This is a genomic window from Paenibacillus sp. PL91 (assembly GCF_012935325.2).
Classification (GTDB): domain Bacteria; phylum Bacillota; class Bacilli; order Paenibacillales; family Paenibacillaceae; genus Pristimantibacillus.
In genome coordinates this window covers 237,839-258,107 of record NZ_JABBYG020000009.1, presented here as the reverse complement: position 1 = coordinate 258,107, position 20,269 = coordinate 237,839, and the positions used below count along the sequence as shown (strand labels likewise).

18 protein-coding genes are annotated in these 20,269 nt (G+C 46.1%); 5 read left to right on the top strand and 13 right to left on the bottom strand.

The genetic code is table 11. The features are described from left to right. Positions 1 to 68: 68 nt before the first annotated feature. From HI950_RS21365 to HI950_RS21355, 3 genes are all read right to left on the bottom strand, one after another. Positions 69 to 1,811, bottom strand: a complete 1,743-nt coding sequence (locus HI950_RS21365) for a type 2 periplasmic-binding domain-containing protein (protein WP_169086197.1) — start codon at positions 1,809 to 1,811, stop codon at positions 69 to 71. A gap of 327 nt (positions 1,812 to 2,138) precedes the next feature. Continuing rightward, positions 2,139 to 3,101, bottom strand: coding sequence for a glycoside hydrolase family 43 protein (locus HI950_RS21360; protein WP_411268116.1), 963 nt, complete (start codon positions 3,099 to 3,101; stop codon positions 2,139 to 2,141). A gap of 202 nt (positions 3,102 to 3,303) precedes the next feature. Next, positions 3,304 to 4,227 carry an ArsR/SmtB family transcription factor gene (locus HI950_RS21355; protein WP_169086199.1) on the bottom strand — a complete coding sequence of 308 codons (924 nt, stop codon included), beginning with the start codon at positions 4,225 to 4,227 and terminating at the stop codon, positions 3,304 to 3,306. 247 nt (positions 4,228 to 4,474) lie between these two features. On the opposite strand from HI950_RS21355, the gene HI950_RS21350 reads away from it, so the two are divergent. Further along, complete coding sequence (locus HI950_RS21350; protein ID WP_223285421.1) at positions 4,475 to 5,005, top strand: hypothetical protein; 531 nt, start codon at positions 4,475 to 4,477, stop codon at positions 5,003 to 5,005. A 167-nt stretch (positions 5,006 to 5,172) separates the two neighbouring features. Here HI950_RS21350 and HI950_RS21345 read toward each other — a convergent pair whose 3' ends face one another. The 4 genes from HI950_RS21345 to HI950_RS21330 all read right to left on the bottom strand — a co-directional run bounded on the left by HI950_RS21345 (position 5,173) and on the right by HI950_RS21330 (position 11,613). Beyond that, a complete protein-coding gene (locus HI950_RS21345; protein WP_169086203.1) occupies positions 5,173 to 5,952 on the bottom strand; it encodes an alpha/beta fold hydrolase in 780 nt (259 codons plus the stop codon). Between the two features lie 304 nt (positions 5,953 to 6,256). Next, a complete protein-coding gene (locus tag HI950_RS21340) occupies positions 6,257 to 6,766 on the bottom strand; it encodes a hypothetical protein (RefSeq protein WP_169086205.1) in 510 nt (169 codons plus the stop codon). Between the two features lie 393 nt (positions 6,767 to 7,159). Beyond that, entirely contained in the window at positions 7,160 to 7,903 is a 744-nt protein-coding gene (locus tag HI950_RS21335) for a glycerophosphodiester phosphodiesterase (RefSeq protein WP_169086207.1), read from the bottom strand. A gap of 212 nt (positions 7,904 to 8,115) precedes the next feature. Continuing rightward, on the bottom strand, positions 8,116 to 11,613 hold the full coding sequence (locus HI950_RS21330) for an S-layer homology domain-containing protein (protein WP_187768138.1): 3,498 nt from the start codon (positions 11,611 to 11,613) through the stop codon (positions 8,116 to 8,118). Between the two features lie 499 nt (positions 11,614 to 12,112). On the opposite strand from HI950_RS21330, the gene HI950_RS21325 reads away from it, so the two are divergent. Both HI950_RS21325 and HI950_RS21320 read left to right on the top strand, forming a co-directional pair. After that, entirely contained in the window at positions 12,113 to 12,511 is a 399-nt protein-coding gene (locus HI950_RS21325) for a nuclear transport factor 2 family protein (protein WP_169086211.1), read from the top strand. Between the two features lie 27 nt (positions 12,512 to 12,538). Next, a complete protein-coding gene (locus HI950_RS21320; protein WP_169086213.1) occupies positions 12,539 to 13,405 on the top strand; it encodes an NmrA family NAD(P)-binding protein in 867 nt (288 codons plus the stop codon). 113 nt (positions 13,406 to 13,518) lie between these two features. On the opposite strand, the gene HI950_RS21315 is transcribed toward HI950_RS21320, so the two are convergent. From HI950_RS21315 to HI950_RS21290, 6 genes are all read right to left on the bottom strand, one after another. Then, a complete protein-coding gene (locus HI950_RS21315; protein WP_169086215.1) occupies positions 13,519 to 14,118 on the bottom strand; it encodes a TetR/AcrR family transcriptional regulator in 600 nt (199 codons plus the stop codon). 15 nt (positions 14,119 to 14,133) lie between these two features. Then, entirely contained in the window at positions 14,134 to 14,418 is a 285-nt protein-coding gene (locus tag HI950_RS21310) for an HIT domain-containing protein (protein ID WP_169086217.1), read from the bottom strand. A 17-nt stretch (positions 14,419 to 14,435) separates the two neighbouring features. Continuing rightward, positions 14,436 to 15,698, bottom strand: coding sequence for an MFS transporter (locus HI950_RS21305; protein WP_169086219.1), 1,263 nt, complete (start codon positions 15,696 to 15,698; stop codon positions 14,436 to 14,438). 61 nt (positions 15,699 to 15,759) lie between these two features. Continuing rightward, on the bottom strand, positions 15,760 to 16,896 hold the full coding sequence (locus HI950_RS21300) for a winged helix-turn-helix domain-containing protein (RefSeq protein WP_169086221.1): 1,137 nt from the start codon (positions 16,894 to 16,896) through the stop codon (positions 15,760 to 15,762). Positions 16,897 to 17,219: 323 nt separating this feature from the next. Further along, the gene (locus tag HI950_RS21295) at positions 17,220 to 17,651 is read right to left on the bottom strand and encodes an HIT family protein (RefSeq protein ID WP_169086223.1); all 432 of its coding nucleotides are present in this window, start codon (positions 17,649 to 17,651) and stop codon (positions 17,220 to 17,222) included. 26 nt (positions 17,652 to 17,677) lie between these two features. After that, complete coding sequence (locus HI950_RS21290; RefSeq protein WP_169086225.1) at positions 17,678 to 18,457, bottom strand: SDR family oxidoreductase; 780 nt, start codon at positions 18,455 to 18,457, stop codon at positions 17,678 to 17,680. Between the two features lie 381 nt (positions 18,458 to 18,838). Between HI950_RS21290 and HI950_RS21285 the strand changes: the two genes are divergently transcribed. After that, entirely contained in the window at positions 18,839 to 18,979 is a 141-nt protein-coding gene (locus HI950_RS21285; protein WP_169086227.1) for a hypothetical protein, read from the top strand. Positions 18,980 to 18,985: 6 nt separating this feature from the next. Continuing rightward, a complete protein-coding gene (locus tag HI950_RS21280; RefSeq protein ID WP_317618422.1) occupies positions 18,986 to 20,182 on the top strand; it encodes an outer membrane protein assembly factor BamB family protein in 1,197 nt (398 codons plus the stop codon). Positions 20,183 to 20,269: the final 87 nt, after the last annotated feature.

The window sequence follows — 20,269 nt, the reverse complement described above, 5'->3', positions numbered from 1 at the left end:
AACTAGGGCCAGAAGGTCATGACCTTCTGGGTCCCCCCGTTCTTGCGCTTGCACAGATTGTATGGAACCTATCTATTGTTATACCGATCCAACGCCGACTGATGAATGCTGAGGAACTCGTCCAAGCCTATTTTTTTGGCTTCTGTTAGGAACTTGTCATATGCATCTACCGGCATTTCGCCCATAATAATTTTGGCAAAATATTCGCCTCTAAGCGTTGACAGCTGATTCCCAAGCTCCGCCTCCCGCGACGCTTCTTCTTTTGTAAATGAAATCGGAGGCATAGCCATGCTTGTATCCATGCTTTCGGTCCATAACTTACGGATATCTCCAGAGTAGCTTCCTTCTGCAACAATCAATGGATTGGAATTATGCTCATCGCGGATATTCGGCCAACTGTGTCTACGGTAATTATTAAGAGCTACAGATACAGGCCGGCCTTCCGGGTCGTTGTACATATTACTATTTGCAGGGTAGTAAGGCATGCCCTTGTCATCAATCAAATGTACAGATCCGTATTCACCATAGTTTAAAAGTTCCCAGCCCTTCTTCGTATAGTTGAAATCCAGCCATGCCATAGCTGCTTCTACATTTTCGGCCTGGGTTGTGATGGCAGCAATGTTACCTGTTCTTTTAAAATTCTTATACGTGGTGGCCGATTTGTCTCCTTCATTCAACACAGGATTCAAAGCGCCTACAAAGTCAATATTATTTTGCTGTTTCCAGAAGCTCCACATCGTATCCGGAGAATCCATCATTGCAGCCGTTTTACTAGAGATTGCGCTGGACATTCTTTGATTAAAGTCTGCGGTTGCCCAGTCACGATTAAGCAATCCTTCTTTGTTCCATTGTTGCATGGTTGCCAGGTATTCCTTGGCTTTCGGCTGTGCCGGTCCCCATGCAGCTTTCCCGTTCTCATCCAGGAAGGTCCAATCCCATACGCCATAAGCGCCGTTAATGATTCCGGTAAATACTTGACCGTAGTTTGATCCATAGTTGAGCGGCTCAGAATAGCCGACTTCCTTCGCCTTGGTTAAGAATGCATGCCACTCATCCATGGTGGTTGGAACTTCCATTCCTGTTTTGTCCAACGCTTCTTGCTTGATTAACATCCCGAACCAGGTCCACTCCGAATAAGGTGCGATGCCGAAAAAGCCAAGCAGCTTACCATCATCGGTGACAGTCGTTTTTCTTCTCGTATCATCCGAATTACGCCAAGCTGTATAATTCGGTGCGTGTTTTTCCATTAAATCCGACATATCCAGAAAGGCACCGTCTTGTACACCTGCTTCCAGTCCTCCTGGATAACGATTAGGTTCAATGATGATGTCAGGCAATTCACCGGACGAAATCATTAAAGTGAAGGCATCCGCTTCCTGCCCCACCGGCGGCGTAATAAAATTCACTTTAATTCCTGTTAATTTTTCCACTTGCTTCTGGACAGCATGATTGTTCATGTCCGGTATATCGGAATTAGCAGGCAACCACACATCCAACGTTACATCTTTAAAGGGATAAGCAGAATAATCATTTGGAATTACTTCATCAAAAACATCACCTAGATATGTATCATTCAACGTATTATTTACCATATCAATCTGCTCTTGCGTTGGTTCTGTATTCCCACGTATATCACTGCTTATATCAGTAACTGGGGCATTGCTGCTTTCATTGACCTTGGTAGCATTTCCATTATTGGTAGGTTCATTGTTCGCGCTATTACCGGCATTGTTAGTGCAAGCGGATAGAACCGAAACGACCAGTATCGATGAAGCCAGGATGTTTAAAAATCGTTTTGCCGTATTACTCATATTTCTCCTCCTTTATGTTACAAAACAATTTAATTGAAACCGTCTTCTAGCCCCTTCGCCGCGACCAAGCAATAGCTCAGAATAGCTTCATGTCATCGCCAATTGAAGGTTTTCTCTAAAGCTTTAAGCCGCATTTTCACTCCCTTCATTTGACGTGTGCCCCTCACTTCGATCTCGTGATATAAATTAAATTTTTGTTTTTATACAAAAAAATTGTACAATTGGTTGAAGTATATGCAAACAAATCAATTTTGTCAACGCTTTCATTTCATGTTTTTTATAAATATAATGATCCTGTTAAGGCGCTCTCAGCAGAAAAAAAGCCGCTTAGCATTCACCCGACGGAGCAGGAATACTCGTCTCTGTTGACAATGGTACACCAAAATCCGGCGCACCTTCCTCTGTCCACCCGAAGCGTTGAATCCGCATGCTGCGCGGCGAACCGTCTGAGCGTTTTTGCTCAGCCTCGGAGTACGGATATGCGTGGTAGACAATCCAATCCTCCGTACCGTCCGGTGAAATGGTAAAGCTATTATGTCCGGGGGCGTATACACCCTGTTCGGGATTTTTGGCAAAAACCGGTCCCTCATGCTTGACCCAGGCTGATGCCTTCAGAAGATCATCGGACTCGGAAATCATTGCCATCCCCAAACAGTAATCATCAGACCAGGTCGCACTCGCCGAAAAAATAAGATATATGGTTCCGTTGCGCCGCAAAAACACAGGTCCCTCGTTAATCGCCATCCCACCTTGCTTCTCCCAGGTTTCCGTCGGCGCTGTAATAAGCACATTCGGTCCTGTCAATGTCCAAGGATTGACCATGCGGGCTGCATATATAGCGGAGCCATAATCGGGAAAATAGCCATATCCAGAGTAGAAAAAATACAATTCACCCTTATGCGGGAGCACTGTTCCATCCAATCCCGGATGTTCCGTATTAATTGCCCCTTTAAAGATCCATTCGCCGCTTAACGGATCATCTCCCAGGAGCTGAAGCACACATATCCTTCTCGTATCGTCGCCGCCGCCATCGTTCGCCGTATAATAGATGTACCATTGACCTTCAATATAATGAAGCTCCGGTGCCCATAGATTATACGAATATGGTCCTGAAGGGGCAGGATTCCATATGATTGTCGGCTTCTCAGCCGCTAGTCCCGTCATTGTCCGGGATCGCCACAGTGCAATATGATTTCTTAACGTAACCGTCATGTAATAATGGCCGTCCTCATGCTTAATAATCCATGGATCTGCTCCTGCGGGGAGTATAGGATTTCTGAATTGACTCACAATTGCCCTCCTTTAATAATTCTCCTGCTCTTTAATTAAAAAGAACCAAACAATTTGTTTTATTACAGTTTTTATGTTTACATTCAAAAGAATAATTGTTTTCGACTGAGATGTCAACGTTTTCATTTATATTTTTGCTTTTAAAGCAATAAAAAAGTTCCAGATGTATGTAACCATACATCTGGAACTTTTTATTGCAGAATTAATCGTACACCAAGCGCATTAGAATGCCTTGCGGGTAATCGCCGAATCCCTTTCCAAACAAATTTATGCCGCCCTGATGCTTGGCATCGGCCTTGATTCCGATCCTGAAGGTTATGAAGGGTTTGTCCGCCAGTTGGAGGTCATTCAACGTAGTAGCCGAACATTCCTCTTTATCAATCAAACTCCGGTTGATGTCAACCGACCAGGTTTTAAGCATTCCATATTGAGTACCATTCCCATACCACCAAGAGGGATTAAGCTTACCTCGGCGTCCACCGAAATCCCCGGGTGATATCCATGATCCAACTTCCACGTCATTAACCCAAACCGTAATTTCAGAGGGCCAATCGTTATTATAATTGGGAGCCTCGGAGCACAATTCCAAAGAGAATTCAAGGGACCGAATCCTAGTCCCTGCAGGATGATTTCTCGGAAAGCGATACTCAATCCAGCCTTTACGGAACCAAATAAGCTCCGCCGTTCTGCTGTCCGGATGATAGAAACTGTCCGGATGATCTTCTTGGAATACCACTCCAACCGTATTTGCCATTCCACAGGTGGGGACAATGTCAAAATTAATGAAATGACCAATAGGCATCTCGACTTCCAGAACCTTGCTCGTATTTTGTTCAAAGCCGTTTGGATTCAAAATGATGCGAACATCATCGAAATTCCGGCTGCACACCTTCATTGCTCCTCTTGTCGCGGGTTGGAGCTCTGTTACAATAAGTTCAGCCTCTTCAAGCACTTTGACATTGTTTGCCGCGGTAGATACGGGAATACCAAGCTTTTCAGCAATTTCCACGATATTGATATTGGGTTTCGTCAACAGCAGCTTAATTATGTCCACTCTCGTATGAGTACCGAGTGCGTGTGCCACCTTTACCAACCGATCAGAATCATTTATCGAGAGTTCCAGCAAGAATAGCCACCTTCTTATCTTATTTCTACAAAAAAATCTTTATATTATGTGTAATTATACTTTTTTTTTGTAATAAAACAATAATGATAGCGAATAATATTAGAACACTAATTTGTGCGCCTGCGTTTGTTCCCTTTTTTTCGCCTATTGGCATCACATCTTATTTAACTACCCGACAGATGTCCCTTACGGATTCTTGATATAGACATATACTTAAGAAAACCCGATGGGGAGGATGCATGTGGTTATGAAATCAGACCGGATCACGATTATTATTAAAAATGGTAATAAACGCATGATCGCAAGAACGCCGATCACTGGAATGGACAGACTGGTGTTCGTCGTAAACCATCAATTTACCAACGCCCCCAACACGACGCAAATTGCAAGCGGTGCAGGCCGCAGCAGCGCTGCTGGCAACAACGCCGCTATTAAATCCCCGAATACGCAGCAGCAACAGAGCGTCGGGGCAGGAGGAACAGCCAAGAACAAATGGTTGAAAGGCGCCAATGGCGGACTTTATCATGGCAATACCTGGCCCGGAACGCGTCGTTGCGGCAAAGAAATTGTCATTGTCTTTAATGATCAGATCGTCAAGCTTCCCAGAAATGCGGCGAACGCCTCGGCTACCCAGGTGGCAAGCGGAGGCGGAAGATATAGTACGAGCGGGACTAACTCTGCAATTGAAAGTGCAGGAACCAGGCAGCAGCACGCTGTCGGTGGAGGCGGAACTGCTTTGAATAAATGGATTAGCAAGAACAGAAAGAAATCGAGGTAGTAAATAGCCAACAAGTTTGTGAACGGCCATTCTTTGTAGGATGGCCTTTCTCGCTCCATTTTACCATAAAATAGGTTTAGTAGTTACGGATTTTAAGAACCATTGTTGCGTTATCCTGCCTCTATTATCAATGATCGAAAGCATCAGAAATATTAATCAATAGCAAATTACTTGAGAAAGTCCGAAAGAAGAGGCAGCAGGCTTTTCGCATTAACCATGTGGTCTTGTCCTGGAAGATGTGCGAACTTTGCGCTTGGAATTGCCTTCGTTAGTTGACGGCCGACATCATGTATTGCGGCGGGGCTTTTTTCGCCAACGATGATTTGCGTTGGTACGGAAACCCTAGTAGCCCGTTCAACGGGTGGCATGTCCTGAGTTAGAGCAATATCATACGCAAGTGTCGGAGAGAGTGCTTTCATCGTTCGCCAGCCAGGAAATAGCGGCAACAACAAAACAAATACTTTTGGCATGCCAATACCCTTCAAAAAGGTGCTCATTGCTTTTGCATTTTTGCCATCATCGAGTAGTTTATGTATGGTTTGGCTTAAATGTTTATATTCGGCCTTTTCTTTTTCATCGTGCACATATGACGCATCATACATAACTACTTTTTGTACTTTGCTGCCCAGTAGCAGCGCAGCCTCAAGTGCTAACACGGCACCAGAAGAATGGCCATACAAATAAGCCATGCCGCCGGCTTTATTAATCATGGCTTCGATATCTTCAATTTCACGTTCTATAGAATAAGGAAGTGTGTTGCCACTATCACCGCGTCCACGGCGGTCATAGCTATAAACCGTGAACTCAGTAGCGAATACCTTGGCATCTTGCACTATCGGCTTAAATGAGCGATAGCAGCTCGCTCCCGTAATGTATAGGAGTGCTGGCCCACTTCCGTAGACATCGTACGCTAAGGTAGTGCCGTCTTTTGATCGGGTTGTTTTCATGTTACCTCCTTTTAAATTCCTCGAACCTGCGTAAACTTAACTCTTCTAGAATCGCCAACATGCTGCGGTGTTCCCATTGATCGAACTTCCTTTCAAGTTGAGTTTTCAATTGTACAAACTTATTATATGCTTATTACACTTTTTGCGTTTCTTATGGATTGCTACTTTGAATATAACTTGCCCTTTAGGTGGGAAAACGACAGACCTTATGTCGGCTGCCGTTTCATCGTATTTATTCAACTATCATAACCCGCTAGTTCATAACAACGACTTGCTCAGCTTACATCGATGTTAAATCCTGCGGTTATCGGTATCCTGGTACTGCAATAGAAACTGTAGTGAAGTAGAAATACCTCTTCTCAAGTTCCTGATTTTCTTGACTCATTTGTAAAAAGTCCTCGGAGTTCATGAGATCCTCAGTTATTACATTTTCTCTCCAAAAAGCCAATTGGAGTTCTGGAAAAACATACATAAATCCCATTTCCGATTCGGAATCTCTGTTATAGCTGGTTTCTTTATTGATTTCACTAACCAAATCGCTCGCTTTCGTTGTGAATACATCTATACCGTTATAAAGACAGGGAATATGGAAAACGCCAGCATATGAAGGATTCACCATCTCGATAAATTTCACTGTATTATTCGAATCATACTCGAATTTTATAAATAACTCTTCAAGAATACTATGGTTATATGCATTATTTGTTCTACGCCAATGATCATGAGCATTAAATGTTTCTTTCACCTCATATTCGCTCATTCCTAGTTTAAAAGGACCTATTCCGACTTTTGGTGTAATAATAATCGAATCCATTAGTTTCCTCCCTTTGTTTTCGGCGCAATTGCTGCTCCTCATATTCATGATTGAGCCTGCGAGGAACCGACCTGCTTTTGGAAAATTCCAGAGAACGATCAAACTCATCTGGAAAATCGATCATTATAGGATTCATTTCATAGCCTCTTTTTTACCTCAATCCTATAAAACAATCCAAATTATTGAAACAAAAAGGCGGGATGCCGCCACGCAAACACGCCGTTAGCTTAATTAGACGAGCAGGACTGACCTTCCGGTCACTTTATGACCTAATAGGATAGCCTTTTGCACACTAATCATTGCTTCTATGCCGGAACGCCTAAGGAAGTCGAAAAGGTGGCGCTCGTCTTTCGTTTGCAGGCCGAAAATCAATCTTGGATCGCCGTATTCCCTTCAACGGCCCGCCTTAAGCCCCATTGCCAGATCTACGCGGCGGGTCGTGATGGAGCGGACGCCCATCGCAGCCAAAGCCGCCATCAGGTCCGGCTCGTCGACCGTCCACGCATAGATCAACAGTCCGCAGTCGCCCGCAGAGGCGAGCAGCTCTTCCCGAATCAGGCGGTGATGGATGTTGATGCCGAAGCAGGATGTGGCCATCGCGGCATCGACGGTCTGCTTGACCGCCTCCGAATAAGCCAGGTTAAGGAACAATTCCGCGTCGGCATTGAGCAGTCTCGGAAGCCATGGTGCCTCGGCTTCCGCCAGAAGCGCCCGGTTCGCGCCGCAGCCGCTCAGAAATGCCCGCTCTTCCAGCCCGTATTTTCGCACGGCTGCCGCCGCTGGCGCGATGGCATCGTTTACTTTGATATCCAGATTCACACGGCAGCCGGCGTCGCGAACGACCGCGAGCAGCTCGTCGAGCGTTACGAGACGGATCGTCATGCTGCTTCGGGCATGCGCCGGAATAATCTCCAATTGGCAAAGCTCTTCGTAAGTTGAAGAAGAGATGCCAAGCCGCTTACCGTCCTTCAGCGATACAAATTCGTCATGGAACAGCACGGGAACGCCGTCCCGCGTAACGCGAATGTCATCCTCGACAATGTCTGCGCCAAGCGCGATTCCTGCCAGAGCGGAGCCCGCCGTATTATCCGGCTCGCCCATGCAGCCGGTATGTGCCGTAATCAGAGGAAATGTCATTGCCGTTTCACCCCTTGTTTATAATCACAGAGATTATATGTTCGGTAAAAAACGAAGAAACCCTTTCCAAATTTTTGGTTTGAGCAACTTGAAATCAAGCCAATGTCCCTCCATTAACTTACCCCCTAAGCAGCATCAATGAAATCGTTCCAGATAAACAAAAGCAGATCCAATAATAAGGATCTGCTCTTGTTTTTTCTGTAATTAAGTTCCTAATTGCCGAAGAACTCACTTTTATCTGTGCCAGTAATGGATAACGTTATATCTGCAGAGTTTGAGACAAGTTTGAATTGATTCTCGTTTACTAATTCTGCAGTGGCAGACACTGCTGCAGAATTTAGTTGATAATTTAGATCACTAACCAAGTCAGCCATGTCGGTATACTGCCATTCTAACAAAACAGTTGCTGTTTTCACACCATCACTAATGATGAAAGTACGGTTCTTGCTGAGATCTTCGTCCGTCCCGGTGTATTGGTTATTTTGAAAGAAGAATGACCAGTCATTCCCACCTAATGTAATTGAAGCAGCTGATCCGGTTTTGAAGGTAGAAATAAAGAATGTATCTCCAAACCCGTATCCACCTACTGTCCGGTTCCCTAGGTTGATTCCATGTGCATTACAGTAGTCTTGGATAAAACTATCTATCGCCGAGCCTACAACCTGTCCTGTGGTAAATCCATTCAACGGAATATTCCAGTTCAGAGCAACGGGTATTGTAATAGTCCCATCACTTATAGTGAAATGCTTAGGGTTACTTTTGAAATCTGTTGAGGTTATTATTTTGCTTTCTTGTCTGGCTTGGGTAGCATAGACGGTTGAGAAGTCAAAAGTTGTTATGACGTTACTTGTAATTTCACTAATTTGTTTTTTGACATTAATTGCAAATTCCTTTTTGTCAGAAATGGTTCCTGAGGTAATTGTCGCTATGAGTACTATGTCAGTATCAGCTGTTAATCCTGCGTGTATAATACTCCCATTCGAAACATCTACAATGGATGATTGCGATGAATCTTTTAACGACCAAGTAACAGCGGCACCATCTTGAATGACTGGCAATGTGACTTTATCATCGGTTCCATTGTACGTTACATTTAAATTCCCTATAGCAATTGCTACTACTTCCAAATCAACAATAACTGCCTCTGCATCGGCCAATCTAGTGATATCCCCTACCAATGTCTTCTGGGTAGCGGTTAAAGCATCATAATGACTACGTGCTTTAGTTACAGCTGCTTTGTCCAAAAGAGTTATATCCGCTTTTACGGGCAAGGCTGCGATTTCGGCTTTCACCAGGTTTGCTGCTGCTAGGTCTGCTGCTGCTTGAGCCTCTAGTTCAATAATAGCTGCTTCCGCATCCGTCAATCTAGCGATATCTCCAACCAACGTCTTCTGCGATCCAGTTAAAGCGTCAAAATCCGTACGTGCTTTAGTTACAGCTGCTTTGTCCAAAAGAGTTATATTCGCTTTTACGGGCAAGGCTGCGATTTCGGCTTTCACCAGGTTTGCTGCTGCTTGGTCTGCTGCTGCTTGAGCCTCTAGTTCAACAATAGCTGCTTCCGCATCCGTCAACTTAGTTATATCTCCAACCAACGTCTTTTGAGCTCCGGTTAAAGCGTCAAAATCCGTACGTGCTTTAGTTACAGCTGCTTTGTCCAAAAGAGTTATATCCGCTTTTACGGGCAAGGCTGCGATTTCGGTTTTCACCAGGTTTGCTGCTGCTTGGTCTGCTGCTGCTTGAGCCTCTAGCTCAACAATAGCTGCCTCCGCATCCGTCAACTTAGTGATATCTCCTACCAACGTCTTCTGCGCTCCAGTTAACGTTTCAAAATCCGTACGTGCTTTAGTTACAGCTGCTTTGTCCACTAGAGTTATATTCGCTTTTGCGGGCAAGGCTGCGATTTCGGTTTTCACCAGGTTTGCTGCTGCTTGGTCTGCTGCTGCTTGAGCCTCCAGCTCAGCAATAGCTGCCTCCGCATCCGTCAACTTAGTGATATCTCCTACCAACGTCTTCTGGGCTCCAGTTAACGTTTCAAAATCCGTACGTGCTTTAGTTACAGCTGCTTTGTCCACTAGAGTTATATCCGCTTTTACGGGCAAGGCTGCGATTGCGGCTTTCACCAGGTTTGCTGCTGCTTGGTCTGCTGCTGCTTGAGCCTCTAGCTCAACAATAGCTGCCTCCGCATCCGTCAACTTAGTGATATCTCCTACCAACGTCTTCTGCGCTCCAGTTAACGTTTCAAAATCCGTACGTGCTTTAGTTACAGCTGCTTTGTCCACTAGAGTTATATTCGCTTTTGCGGGCAAGGCTGCGATTTCGGTTTTCACCAGGTTTGCTGCTGCTTGGTCTGCTGCTGCTTGAGCCTCCAGCTCAGCAATAGCTGCCTCCGCATCCGTCAACTTAGTGATATCCCCTACCAACGTCTTCTGGGTAGCGGTTAAAGCATCATAATGACCACGTGCTGTACTTACAGCTGCTTTGTCCAAAAGAGTTATATTCCCTTTTACGGGCAATGCTGCGATTTCTGCTTTCACCAGGTTTGCTGCTGCTTGGTCTGCTGCTGCTTGAGCCTCTAGTTCAATAATAGCTGCTTCCGCATCCGTCAATCTAGCGATATCTCCTACCAACGTCTTCTGGGTAGCGGTTAAAGCATCATAATGACCACGTGCTGAACTTACAGCTCCTGTGTCCAAAAAAGTTATATTCGTTTTTGCGGGCAAGGCTGCGATTTCGGTTTTCACCAGGTTTGCTGCTGCTAGGTCTGCTGCTGCTTGAGCCTCTAGTTCAACAATAGCTGCTTCCGCATCCGTCAATCTAGCGATATCTCCTACCAACGTCTTTTGAGCTCCGGTTAAAGCGTCAAAATCCGTACGTGCTTTAGTTACAGCTGCTTTATTCACTAGAGTTATATCCGCTTTTACGGGCAAAGCTGCAATTTCGGCTCTCACCAGGTTTGCTGCTGCTTGGTCTTCTCCCCCACCCGTCGGACCGCCAGTTGATGGTGTAGTTGGTGTCGGAGTTGGCGTTGGTGTCGGAGTTGGCGTTGGTGTCGCAGATGGCACGGATTTTTGTTCATCGACCTTAGTCTTTTCGACCAAAAATTTAGAAGCGACCAAAGCTACATCCTGACGACTTGCTTGACTAACTGGGCTGAAAGTGCCATCGGGATTTCCCTTCATAAGTCCGAATTCAACGGCAGCACCAACTGCGTCTTTGGCCCAGCTTGCGATTGAGCCTGCATCAGAAAACGTTAAATTCTGACCTTTTCCTGTACTGTCAACACCTAGTGCGTTCACGAAAATGACGGCCATTTGCTCACGGGTGATGTTTTGATTGGTTCCAAAAGTTCCATTACCCATGCCTTTAAACAGGCCTGCTTTAACAGCGGCTTCTACAGCAGCAAAGGCATAACTGTTTTTTGAGACATCTTTGAAAGTAGGTAGTTCTGGAGGATTGCTAAGGTCCAGATTAAGAGCCCTTGCCAGTATAATAGCAAAGTCCTGTCGTTGGATATTACTTGTCGGGTCAAATTTACCGTCACCGGTACCATTAATAATCCCTTTTTCTACCAGCTCAATAATGGCATCTTTGGCATAGCTGTTTGAAATATCGGTCAAAGATACCGCTGCGGATGCATGTGGTACCAGGGCGCTGAGTAAAGCAGCCGTAGATAGGATGGATAATGATTTCAATTTAAAATTTTTCTTCATACTTTTCTCCTTAGATGATCTAATTTTCAGATGATTAATAATTCCTAGTAGGTGGATATAAATTATATTGCACAACAGTATTTATCGGCTAATCATCTAAGATAAATGATATTAATAGTATAATTGGAACAACATTACTTTATCTCATTTTTAAAAAGCCCTTAGGGCTTTTTACATTCATGGCTGTAATGTTATCGGCCTATAGGCAAAACCCTCTGTCGAACTGGATAAGGGGTTTTTGTGCGTTATGCGCTATCAATCGAAATTCTCATAGTCACAGCCCTTTGCAAAAGATATCAATCGCAGGAAAACCGTTGCAAAGCAAGGTGATTGCGGGAAACGACGAACGCTGAGATGAGCTTTATAAATTTCGTTCAACATTCAAGACCAATTAGTCCGAATATATTTGACTAAACGATCCGGAATATATATAGTAGGTCTATACCTTACGACTTTTCTCTAAAGAGGTCTATTCCACCAAAGAAAGCGAGGCATCTGAATGAGTACCGTTTCTTCCGAACAAGCCGAACAAATTATGCAACTTTTCGTAGATCGTTTTATTCGCAAAGATTATGATGCCATGCTGGAATTGTTTGATGAGGATGTAATTTTTGAATTTCCCTATGCCCCAAAACCGCTGCCAAAACGATTGGAAGGCAAAGCAGCACTTCAGCAGCACCTTGAGATGTTAGAAAAAATGCTTGAGATTACTTCTATCACGACACCGATTGTTCATGTTTCGGCTGACTCACCGATGTTCTTTGCACAGTTCGAAGGAAATGGCACCATCCTTGCGGATGGTAAGCCCTATGAACAGCAATATATTTCTGTCGTAGAGCTTAAAGATGGCAAGATTATGCGGTATCAGGACTACTGGAATCCGTTAGCTCTGATGTAATCCATTAATTATGGAGGAGATGTTCTCATGTATACCGAACCATCAAATCGCATTTTGCTCACCGGGGGACAAGGAAAAACTTCCTCCCGTATCGCTCAACTTTTAATAAGCCAAGGCTATCTCATCCGAAGTGCAGGACGTAGCTCATCCAAGATGAACGAAGCACAAGCTGACCATGTGCTCTTTGACTGGTATGATGACTCCACCCACGAAACAGCTTTGCAAAGCATTAGCGCAATTTATCTCGTTGCGCCGCCGGATTTACATCCCGAAGAAGTCATGATTCCTTTCATTCGTAGAGCACTGGACGCTTCCATTAGACGATTCGTTCTGCTGTCCAGCGCATCGGTGTCGGAGCATGGACTGGTTTTCGGCACTGTACATCAGTACCTGCGAGAGCACGCGCCTGAATGGGCCGTGCTGCGTCCTTCTTATTTCATGCAAAATTTCACCGAAGGCGGACACGGGCATACCATACGTCAGCAAGGGCAAATCTTTACAGCTACCGGTGAAGGCAAAGTGGGCTTCGTGGATGCAGAAGATATTTCCGCGGTTGGCTTTCATGCGCTAACCGACAAGGTACCGCATAACAGGGATCACTTGATTACCGGACCTCAATCACTTAGCTATGCTGAAGTAGCGGCTTTGATCCACAAGCTTACTGGCCTAACCGTACAGCATCTCACCATTACAGAAGATCAACTAGTGGAGTCGCTGACTGCTGCAGGAGTACCTGCACCGTATGCAGCTTTTCTAGCTAGGTTGGATCACCGTATCCGTGTGGAAGGATCCGAAGATCAGGTTACAGACACTGTGCTGCGTGTAACCGGACGAGAGCCGCGTTCACTTGAGGATTTCATTCAGGAAAATAGGACCTGGTTCCAAGCGACTTAACAGCCAGAACCAGGTCTCACCAATCCTTATTTCATATGCAAGTATACAGAAGGGCTGTCCCAACCGTCATCACAGATGACCAGGGGACAGCCCTTTCTTTGGTACAACTTCTATTAGAATTTCCCTTTACCCGGCTTCATGACGGATAGCACAATCTGCATGATGCTGACTAGTTTCTGTTCATCCATTCCCAGTTTCGCCGCGAATACCAAGGCTATTCGCTCATGCGCCAGAAACCGGGACAGGTCTCTGATATTCAAATCCAGACTTAGCTCACCCTGTTCCATCCCGCTCTCCAGCATCTTATAAAAGGCCTGCTCCACCTGTTCGGTATTCTCGTGCATGTAGGCGGCCAGCTCCTCGTCGTGAGGCGCCTGCTCAATTGCGCTGCTGATAATGAAGCACTCCCGGCGCAAATTTGGATCCGCGAGAACCCTGATCATCGTAGTGAAAGCCTGCTCCACTTTGTCTATGACCGTTCCCGGCTGATCCATCAGTTCCTGCAGGTCGCGATTTTTTCGATCCATATAGTATTTTACAGCCGTAAGGAATAGATCGCGCTTAGTGCCGTATGTGTCATATAAACTCTGGCGGGCAATGCCGAGCCCGGTTATTAAGTCCGGCAGCGTTGCGCCTTCATAGCCTCGGCTACCAAAGACGCTCATGGCTTTATGCAGTACTTCATTTGTATCAAATGCTTTTGTTCTTGCCACCCTCAGCGCCCCTTTTTATATTTTATCATAGGACAAATAACGAAGAGCCGCAACGACGGTAGAATTCGGCTCAAGCTGAGACGCTACTTTTTTGACTATATCCATCATCTCAAGAAGCAGGTCGTTATCATGATCCTCTAAAGTAACCAGCGATGAAATATGTTTTTTCGGTATCGTTACAATGTGCACAGGATAGAATGGACGGGTATGGTGGTAGGCCAGCGCATGCTCCGTCTCCATTACCTTCTTTACCACAGGTCGACCGCTTAACACCTCTTCGCAATAAAAATGTTCTGGCATACACGCGCACCCACTCGTTAAAAGCTATCTCTTTGCAACTCTTTGACCTGAAGCAGCTCATTGGCAGGCTGCCTTTTGTGAAAACGATAGATTGCCGCCACGCCAGTTGTCGCGATGCCAACGCCAAGGAATACGCTGCCAGCACTCCACCATGATGCCATCACCGCGCCAAGCACAGGAGCGATGAGCATCGAGCTCGTCTGTAGCGCATTGGCTAACGCAGATACCGGACCGACCGTATCATCCGTCGTCTCCATTTGCAACACATAGCCAAAAGGCACAGCGCTTTGCGCGCTGCAATACCCAAGCGCTGCGCATAATGGCAGCCACAAAGCGAGCCCCGCATGGAAAAATCCCATGCCGGTGAAGCCTACCACAATGATGAGAAAACCGGAGGCAATGCCCGCCGTCGTCATATGAGCAAGCGGACGCTGTCTCCATCCTTGCCATTGTCCAGCCATTAATGCGCCAGCTACGCTGCCTGCGCCTACTGCGCCAATAAGCAATCCGAACCTCGTTTCATCCATTCCCGCTTCCTTTGCCAGCAGAACAAACAACCCGTCATACAAAAAAATAAGAAAAAATAAAGTCGCGGCATACATAATTGCGGCTTTGAGAAGCGGTTTGCGCATCAGATGCTCCCAAGCTCCGCGCAATCCGCTGGTTGGCTTCCCTGTCTGTTGCCGTTGCCCGCTCCAAGAGGGCATTGCGCTAAGCATGACTGCCGACAATGCATACAGCACAGCACTCGTATAGAAAGGAACCGACGTTCCGAGAGCTGCCATAAGCGCACCTCCTGCCATCGGCCCTAAAATTTTCGTCAGGTTAACCGACATTTGGCTTAGAGAAGAGGCCTGAGCAAGCAATGAAGTATCGACGATCCTTTTTACAGCGCTTTGTCTAACGGGGTCAAAAATGGCGCTCATACTGTTTTTCAGCAGCACTAGTATGAGCAGAATTGGCAGAGACGGCGCCCATGCCATACACAACACAAAAACGGCGCGCAATAGATCACATGTAATTAGCAGGCTTTTGCCAGGCAAATGACGCAGACGCACGCTCATCCACGGACCCACGATGACATAAGGCAGACCGATACAGATCGATAATGCAGCCAGAGCCAAAGAGCCATGACCCCATGCGTAAACAACCAATACGCTAAGCGCAATAAAATCGAGCCAATTCGCAAAGTCGGACAGCAGCTGCCCAATAAACAGCTGGCGAAAATTTTTTGCCCGCAGCGGACGCCAAATTGGATCATGCATTTGTTGTTGCTTCATCTTGATAACCTCCGGTATGCGTTGATAAACACAACTTTACCGAACCATTATCAGAGCAATATCAGAGGGAGCCCAGATGTTGCTGAAGCTGCTTCCTGACTTGGCTGCTTATTTCATCAATCCCAATCTGAGCGGTTAACCTGCCCCATTCCTTTTCGTAAATATCCCGGTCTATTCCTCCCCACCCATACTGCTTGGATATAGTAAGAAGCGTATGATAGCCGTTCAACAAATTCGGGACAAACTGCGACTGCTTCAGCAGCGCCAGTCCCTGTTCGATCAGCGCTAGACCTAATTTTGGATCCGAACGGTACACAAATAATCCTTTCAATATCCGATATTGGCCTTCCTCACGTTGATAGGGATACTGTATTAGCCGTTCCTCGACCGCTTCTATCGCCGCATCGACCTCGGTCCATCGTTCAGCACGCAGTACAAATTCCAACTGGAGATTTGCCGTATAGGGGATAAGCCCTTCCCAGTTATTGCGCTCAACCTCTGCACGGAGTGAATCAAGCTTCACCTTCGCTACCTCGAGCTCTCCCCAAACCATCAGCATGCTGATAATCGACATCGTCGCAAGCTCGTTGTGCCATAACGATGGAAGCAAATTGTGGCGCAGCGCCTTTTCTACAAACTCGCGGTTGCTCTGCGGATCGATGAGCTGATTCAAGTACAGCAGAAGGAAGGCCCGATCGACAAAGGAGCCCTCCTCTTCCCGCACCATAAAGCGTACATCTCCTTCCATTACGCGAATCAGCATTTGAAAAGTCGGATCGACCTCAAAGCCTAGCACATCCTTATTGCGGGCAAGCGTGAGTAGAGCATCCCCTCTTCCATATCGCAAATAAGTGCCGGCTATCCCCTTGAGATCCTCTGAGAAAGATGGTAGCTTAAGCAGAGGATTAGCGCCCAAGTTCTCTTTCGCCAGCTTTAACCGGTAACCAATTCCGCGCATCGTATCGATCTGAATGGCAGGCGACCATCTCGCCAGCTTCCGCCTAAGCCGGTAGACGTGATCGTCAACAGTCCGGTCCACCGGTGATCCCATCGTCCAGACTGCATCAAGCAGCTGCTCGCGCGAAAGCGTCTGCCCCGCGTTAACATACAAGTAGTGCAGCAGTGCATATTCCTTGGGAAGCAGCACGACTTGTTGTCCTTTCCATGTGACCGTGTACGCACCAGCATCCCATTCCATAAGCTTTAAATTTTCACCTCAATCTTTAACTCTAGCTTTGCTTGCCGAAGCACTTGACTGTGCATAAAGCGCGGACGCCGCGGCACTTGGATTAGTCTATAAATTAGACCTAATTTCCTCTTTTGCTCGGTTTTCAAAAAAATAAATCTACTATGTAGATCTATTTCAGCCGTTGGCCCTGAATACGCCTGCTAATGCCCGATTAATCGGACATTAGCTTTAATAACTAGATCTATTTCATTTTAAAAACTGAAATTTATATCAATAAGTCTAAAAACTAGATCTATGCCTCTATTTACCTCCGTCCAATAGGATTGAGGAAGCTAAACAGACAATTGCCGATTAACGAACGTAATCATCTGCTCCTGAGTAACGCTTAAACGCCCCTTCGCATTTGCCGTGTCCGCTGGTTCTACCCACCCAAAACCATCCGACTCATAGCGCGGAAAAATATGCATGTGATAATGGTTCAAATCATTGAATATACCGCCATTTTGAATAACCGTAATCCCATCAGGCTGGAACTGCGACTTCAGTACTCTCGACAACATAGCAGATGTCTTCATTATTTCAAATGCGGTTATTTCGTCCAGGTCATCGACATCATGATAATGATGTTTAGGTAGAATGAGGATATGCCCTTCACTCAGCGGGGCATGATCAAGAAAGCAAGTAACCAGCTCGTTCTCATAAACGATATGCGTTTCCACTCTTTTATTTGCAAGTTTACACCCTAAGCATTGCTGGTCCTCCATCTCCTTCTCCTCCTTATATATGAAAGCTATTTCCCTAAAAATCCGCCTTCGGATTTTATCACTTGACCCGTTATCCACTGCGATTCATCGCTCGCCAAGAAGCTGATCGCTCTCGCTGCATCTTCCGGCAATCCGATTCGTCCCATCGGGAACATAGGCAGAAAGCCTGCTTTCATCTCTTCATCCATCCAGCCTGAATCGGTTGGCCCTGGATCAAATCCGTTAACGGTAATTTGGAGCGGCGCCAAGCCTACGGAGAGCGGCTCGATCAAACCGATCAGCGCACCCTTCGTTGCGATGTACGCTAAGTTATCCGGGTCCGGCCCTTTTGAAACCATAAAAATAATTCTTCCTGCTGTTCCTTTGGCGTGGTTTTTCTCAAATCTTTTTGCAAATTCCGTACTAAGCAAAATCGGTCCGCGATTGTTCACGACATAATGCTGATCCAGCAGATCAATGTCTAAACTCCGAAAATTTGTTGGTACGCAATAGGTGGCATTGTTGATCAAAATCGAAGCGCTGCCTAATGAGCTTTCGACTTGCTCCATAAGAAGAGCAGGAGTCTCGGGATTTGCAAAATCCGCCTCCATATGGCTGGCCCTTACGCCTAAGCCTTCTAATTCATAGCGCAGCTGCTCCGGCCAATCCTTCTCCCCGCCATTGCCTTCCGATTCATCAAAAGCATGCCAATGCGTAAAAAAGATATCAGATCCCAAACGTGCTAATGAACGGCATATCGCTGTTCCAATTCCCGCTGATCGGCTAGCCCCTGTAACGATCGCTATTTTATTTTTCAATGAGATCATTGCTGTTCCCCTCCAGTTATTGACTATTTGCTTGATTTGTTCCGATCCCTATCATTTCTACACTTCTCCTACCTTAACCTTTTATACGTCAAGCAAGATAAGTGGGCAGACAGGAATGAACACTTAAAATATGCCCTGATTATTTGCCGGATCAGCATATTTTTGGAGCCAGCTTTGACAAAGCCGTACTGGAAAACCAGATCGCTGAGCTGAGAACAAACTATCCGAATCTAAAAATTGGAATTGTCGAGTAGCATCCCCTCTACAAGAAAAGCGGCAGCCTCAACACGAAGAGCTCCAGCGAACCATTGCAACCTTTTCTTGGACTAATCGTCTATAAGGAAATAAAGCAAATTTATGGGAATAAAAGGAGGGTCATTTATGCAAATAAAATGGATGTCTCGAACCCTACTTGCCGCTTCCGCCCTGGTCATAGCTCTCCAAACAGGGCGGACAGCAAACAACAATGGAATGAACCAAGTGTATGCAGAGAAAGCCGTCGTATCCTTTGCTGGAGGGTAACCAGAGATTCAGTCGCCATATGTCCAGCCCGCTTGGTCTGCTAAGGTCGATACATGGGAGGTTTACGCTAATACGAATTTTACAGTGACAGGTGAGGGCAAAGTTTTCTCATTAAGCGGCAAGAGGCTGATTGCTTTGAACGTTCAAACAGGCAAGACCGTTTGGACTTACGGAGCTAGTCTGCTGCCTAGCATTATTTATCAGGAGGGGACTATTTATGGTGCTGCAAATGACGGGAGCATCTATGCTCTCTCTGCATCGAACGGGAAACGAAAGTGGCTGTCGAGTATCAAGCTGCCGAGTCCAGACGCTATCGAGGTTGTGGGCGATACGTTGTATATCCTGAAAGGAAAGGCTATGTATGCATTTAATCCGAAGACGGGAAAACAGCTTTGGACAAACACCGAGCTGCAATCCGAATATGGACACGCGGGGCTCATCGATGCGGGTGATGTCGTATTCCGCACCTATACCGTGCAAGGCGCACTTACCTCCGTTCAACTTAACGCCATCGATAAGAAAACAGGAAAGAAGCTTTGGGGTATTTTTCGCCAAAACACACCGCTCAAGATCGAAGGCGGGCTGGTATACTCCGTTAAAGATAATTATAGTCCGATAATTGAAGGTCCAGAGCGCAGCGTCACGGTGTCCGTGATCAATCTGAAAACAGGTGAATTAAAAGGCAGCCGTGTTTATCGTTGGAGCGTACAGGAAGGTCCCGGCGTTGAATATCAGACCGGCGGACCGTGCTATTTGGACGGAAATGATTTTTATGTCCATCAGAATGGCATTATAGCGAGGTATGATTTTTCAAATTACAAACCTAATGACAAACCTCTGCGTAACTATTATGAGCCCGCCTCAAATTCGTATGGCTACCCTGCTCAAAAAGTCCATCGCGGCCGCATTTTGTTCGCTAGCTCCGGTAATGGTACGCTTACTGGCATCAAGACAGCCAACGGACAGCAAATGAGCTGGGCCGGGGACAACCCTTCCTCTATGACGGACATCTATGGAAAGGGTGTCTATCTTGCCCAAACCGACGGCATCCTGCACGCGATCGATTTTGATTCAGGCAAGCCGCTATTCCGGGTGAAAACGGGCGCTCGCAATTATGGTCCGACGCTTAAGGAAGGTGGCTCGCTTATCATACAGACGAACGGAAAGCTGACTGGCGTGCGATTGCCTGCGGCATTGAAGTAATCGAGCAATCACAAATAGCTGCCTCTGTTTCCACCGGCCTCCCCCAATGGGGGAGCAGTCGGTGATCTATTTGATCGCTGAACTCCA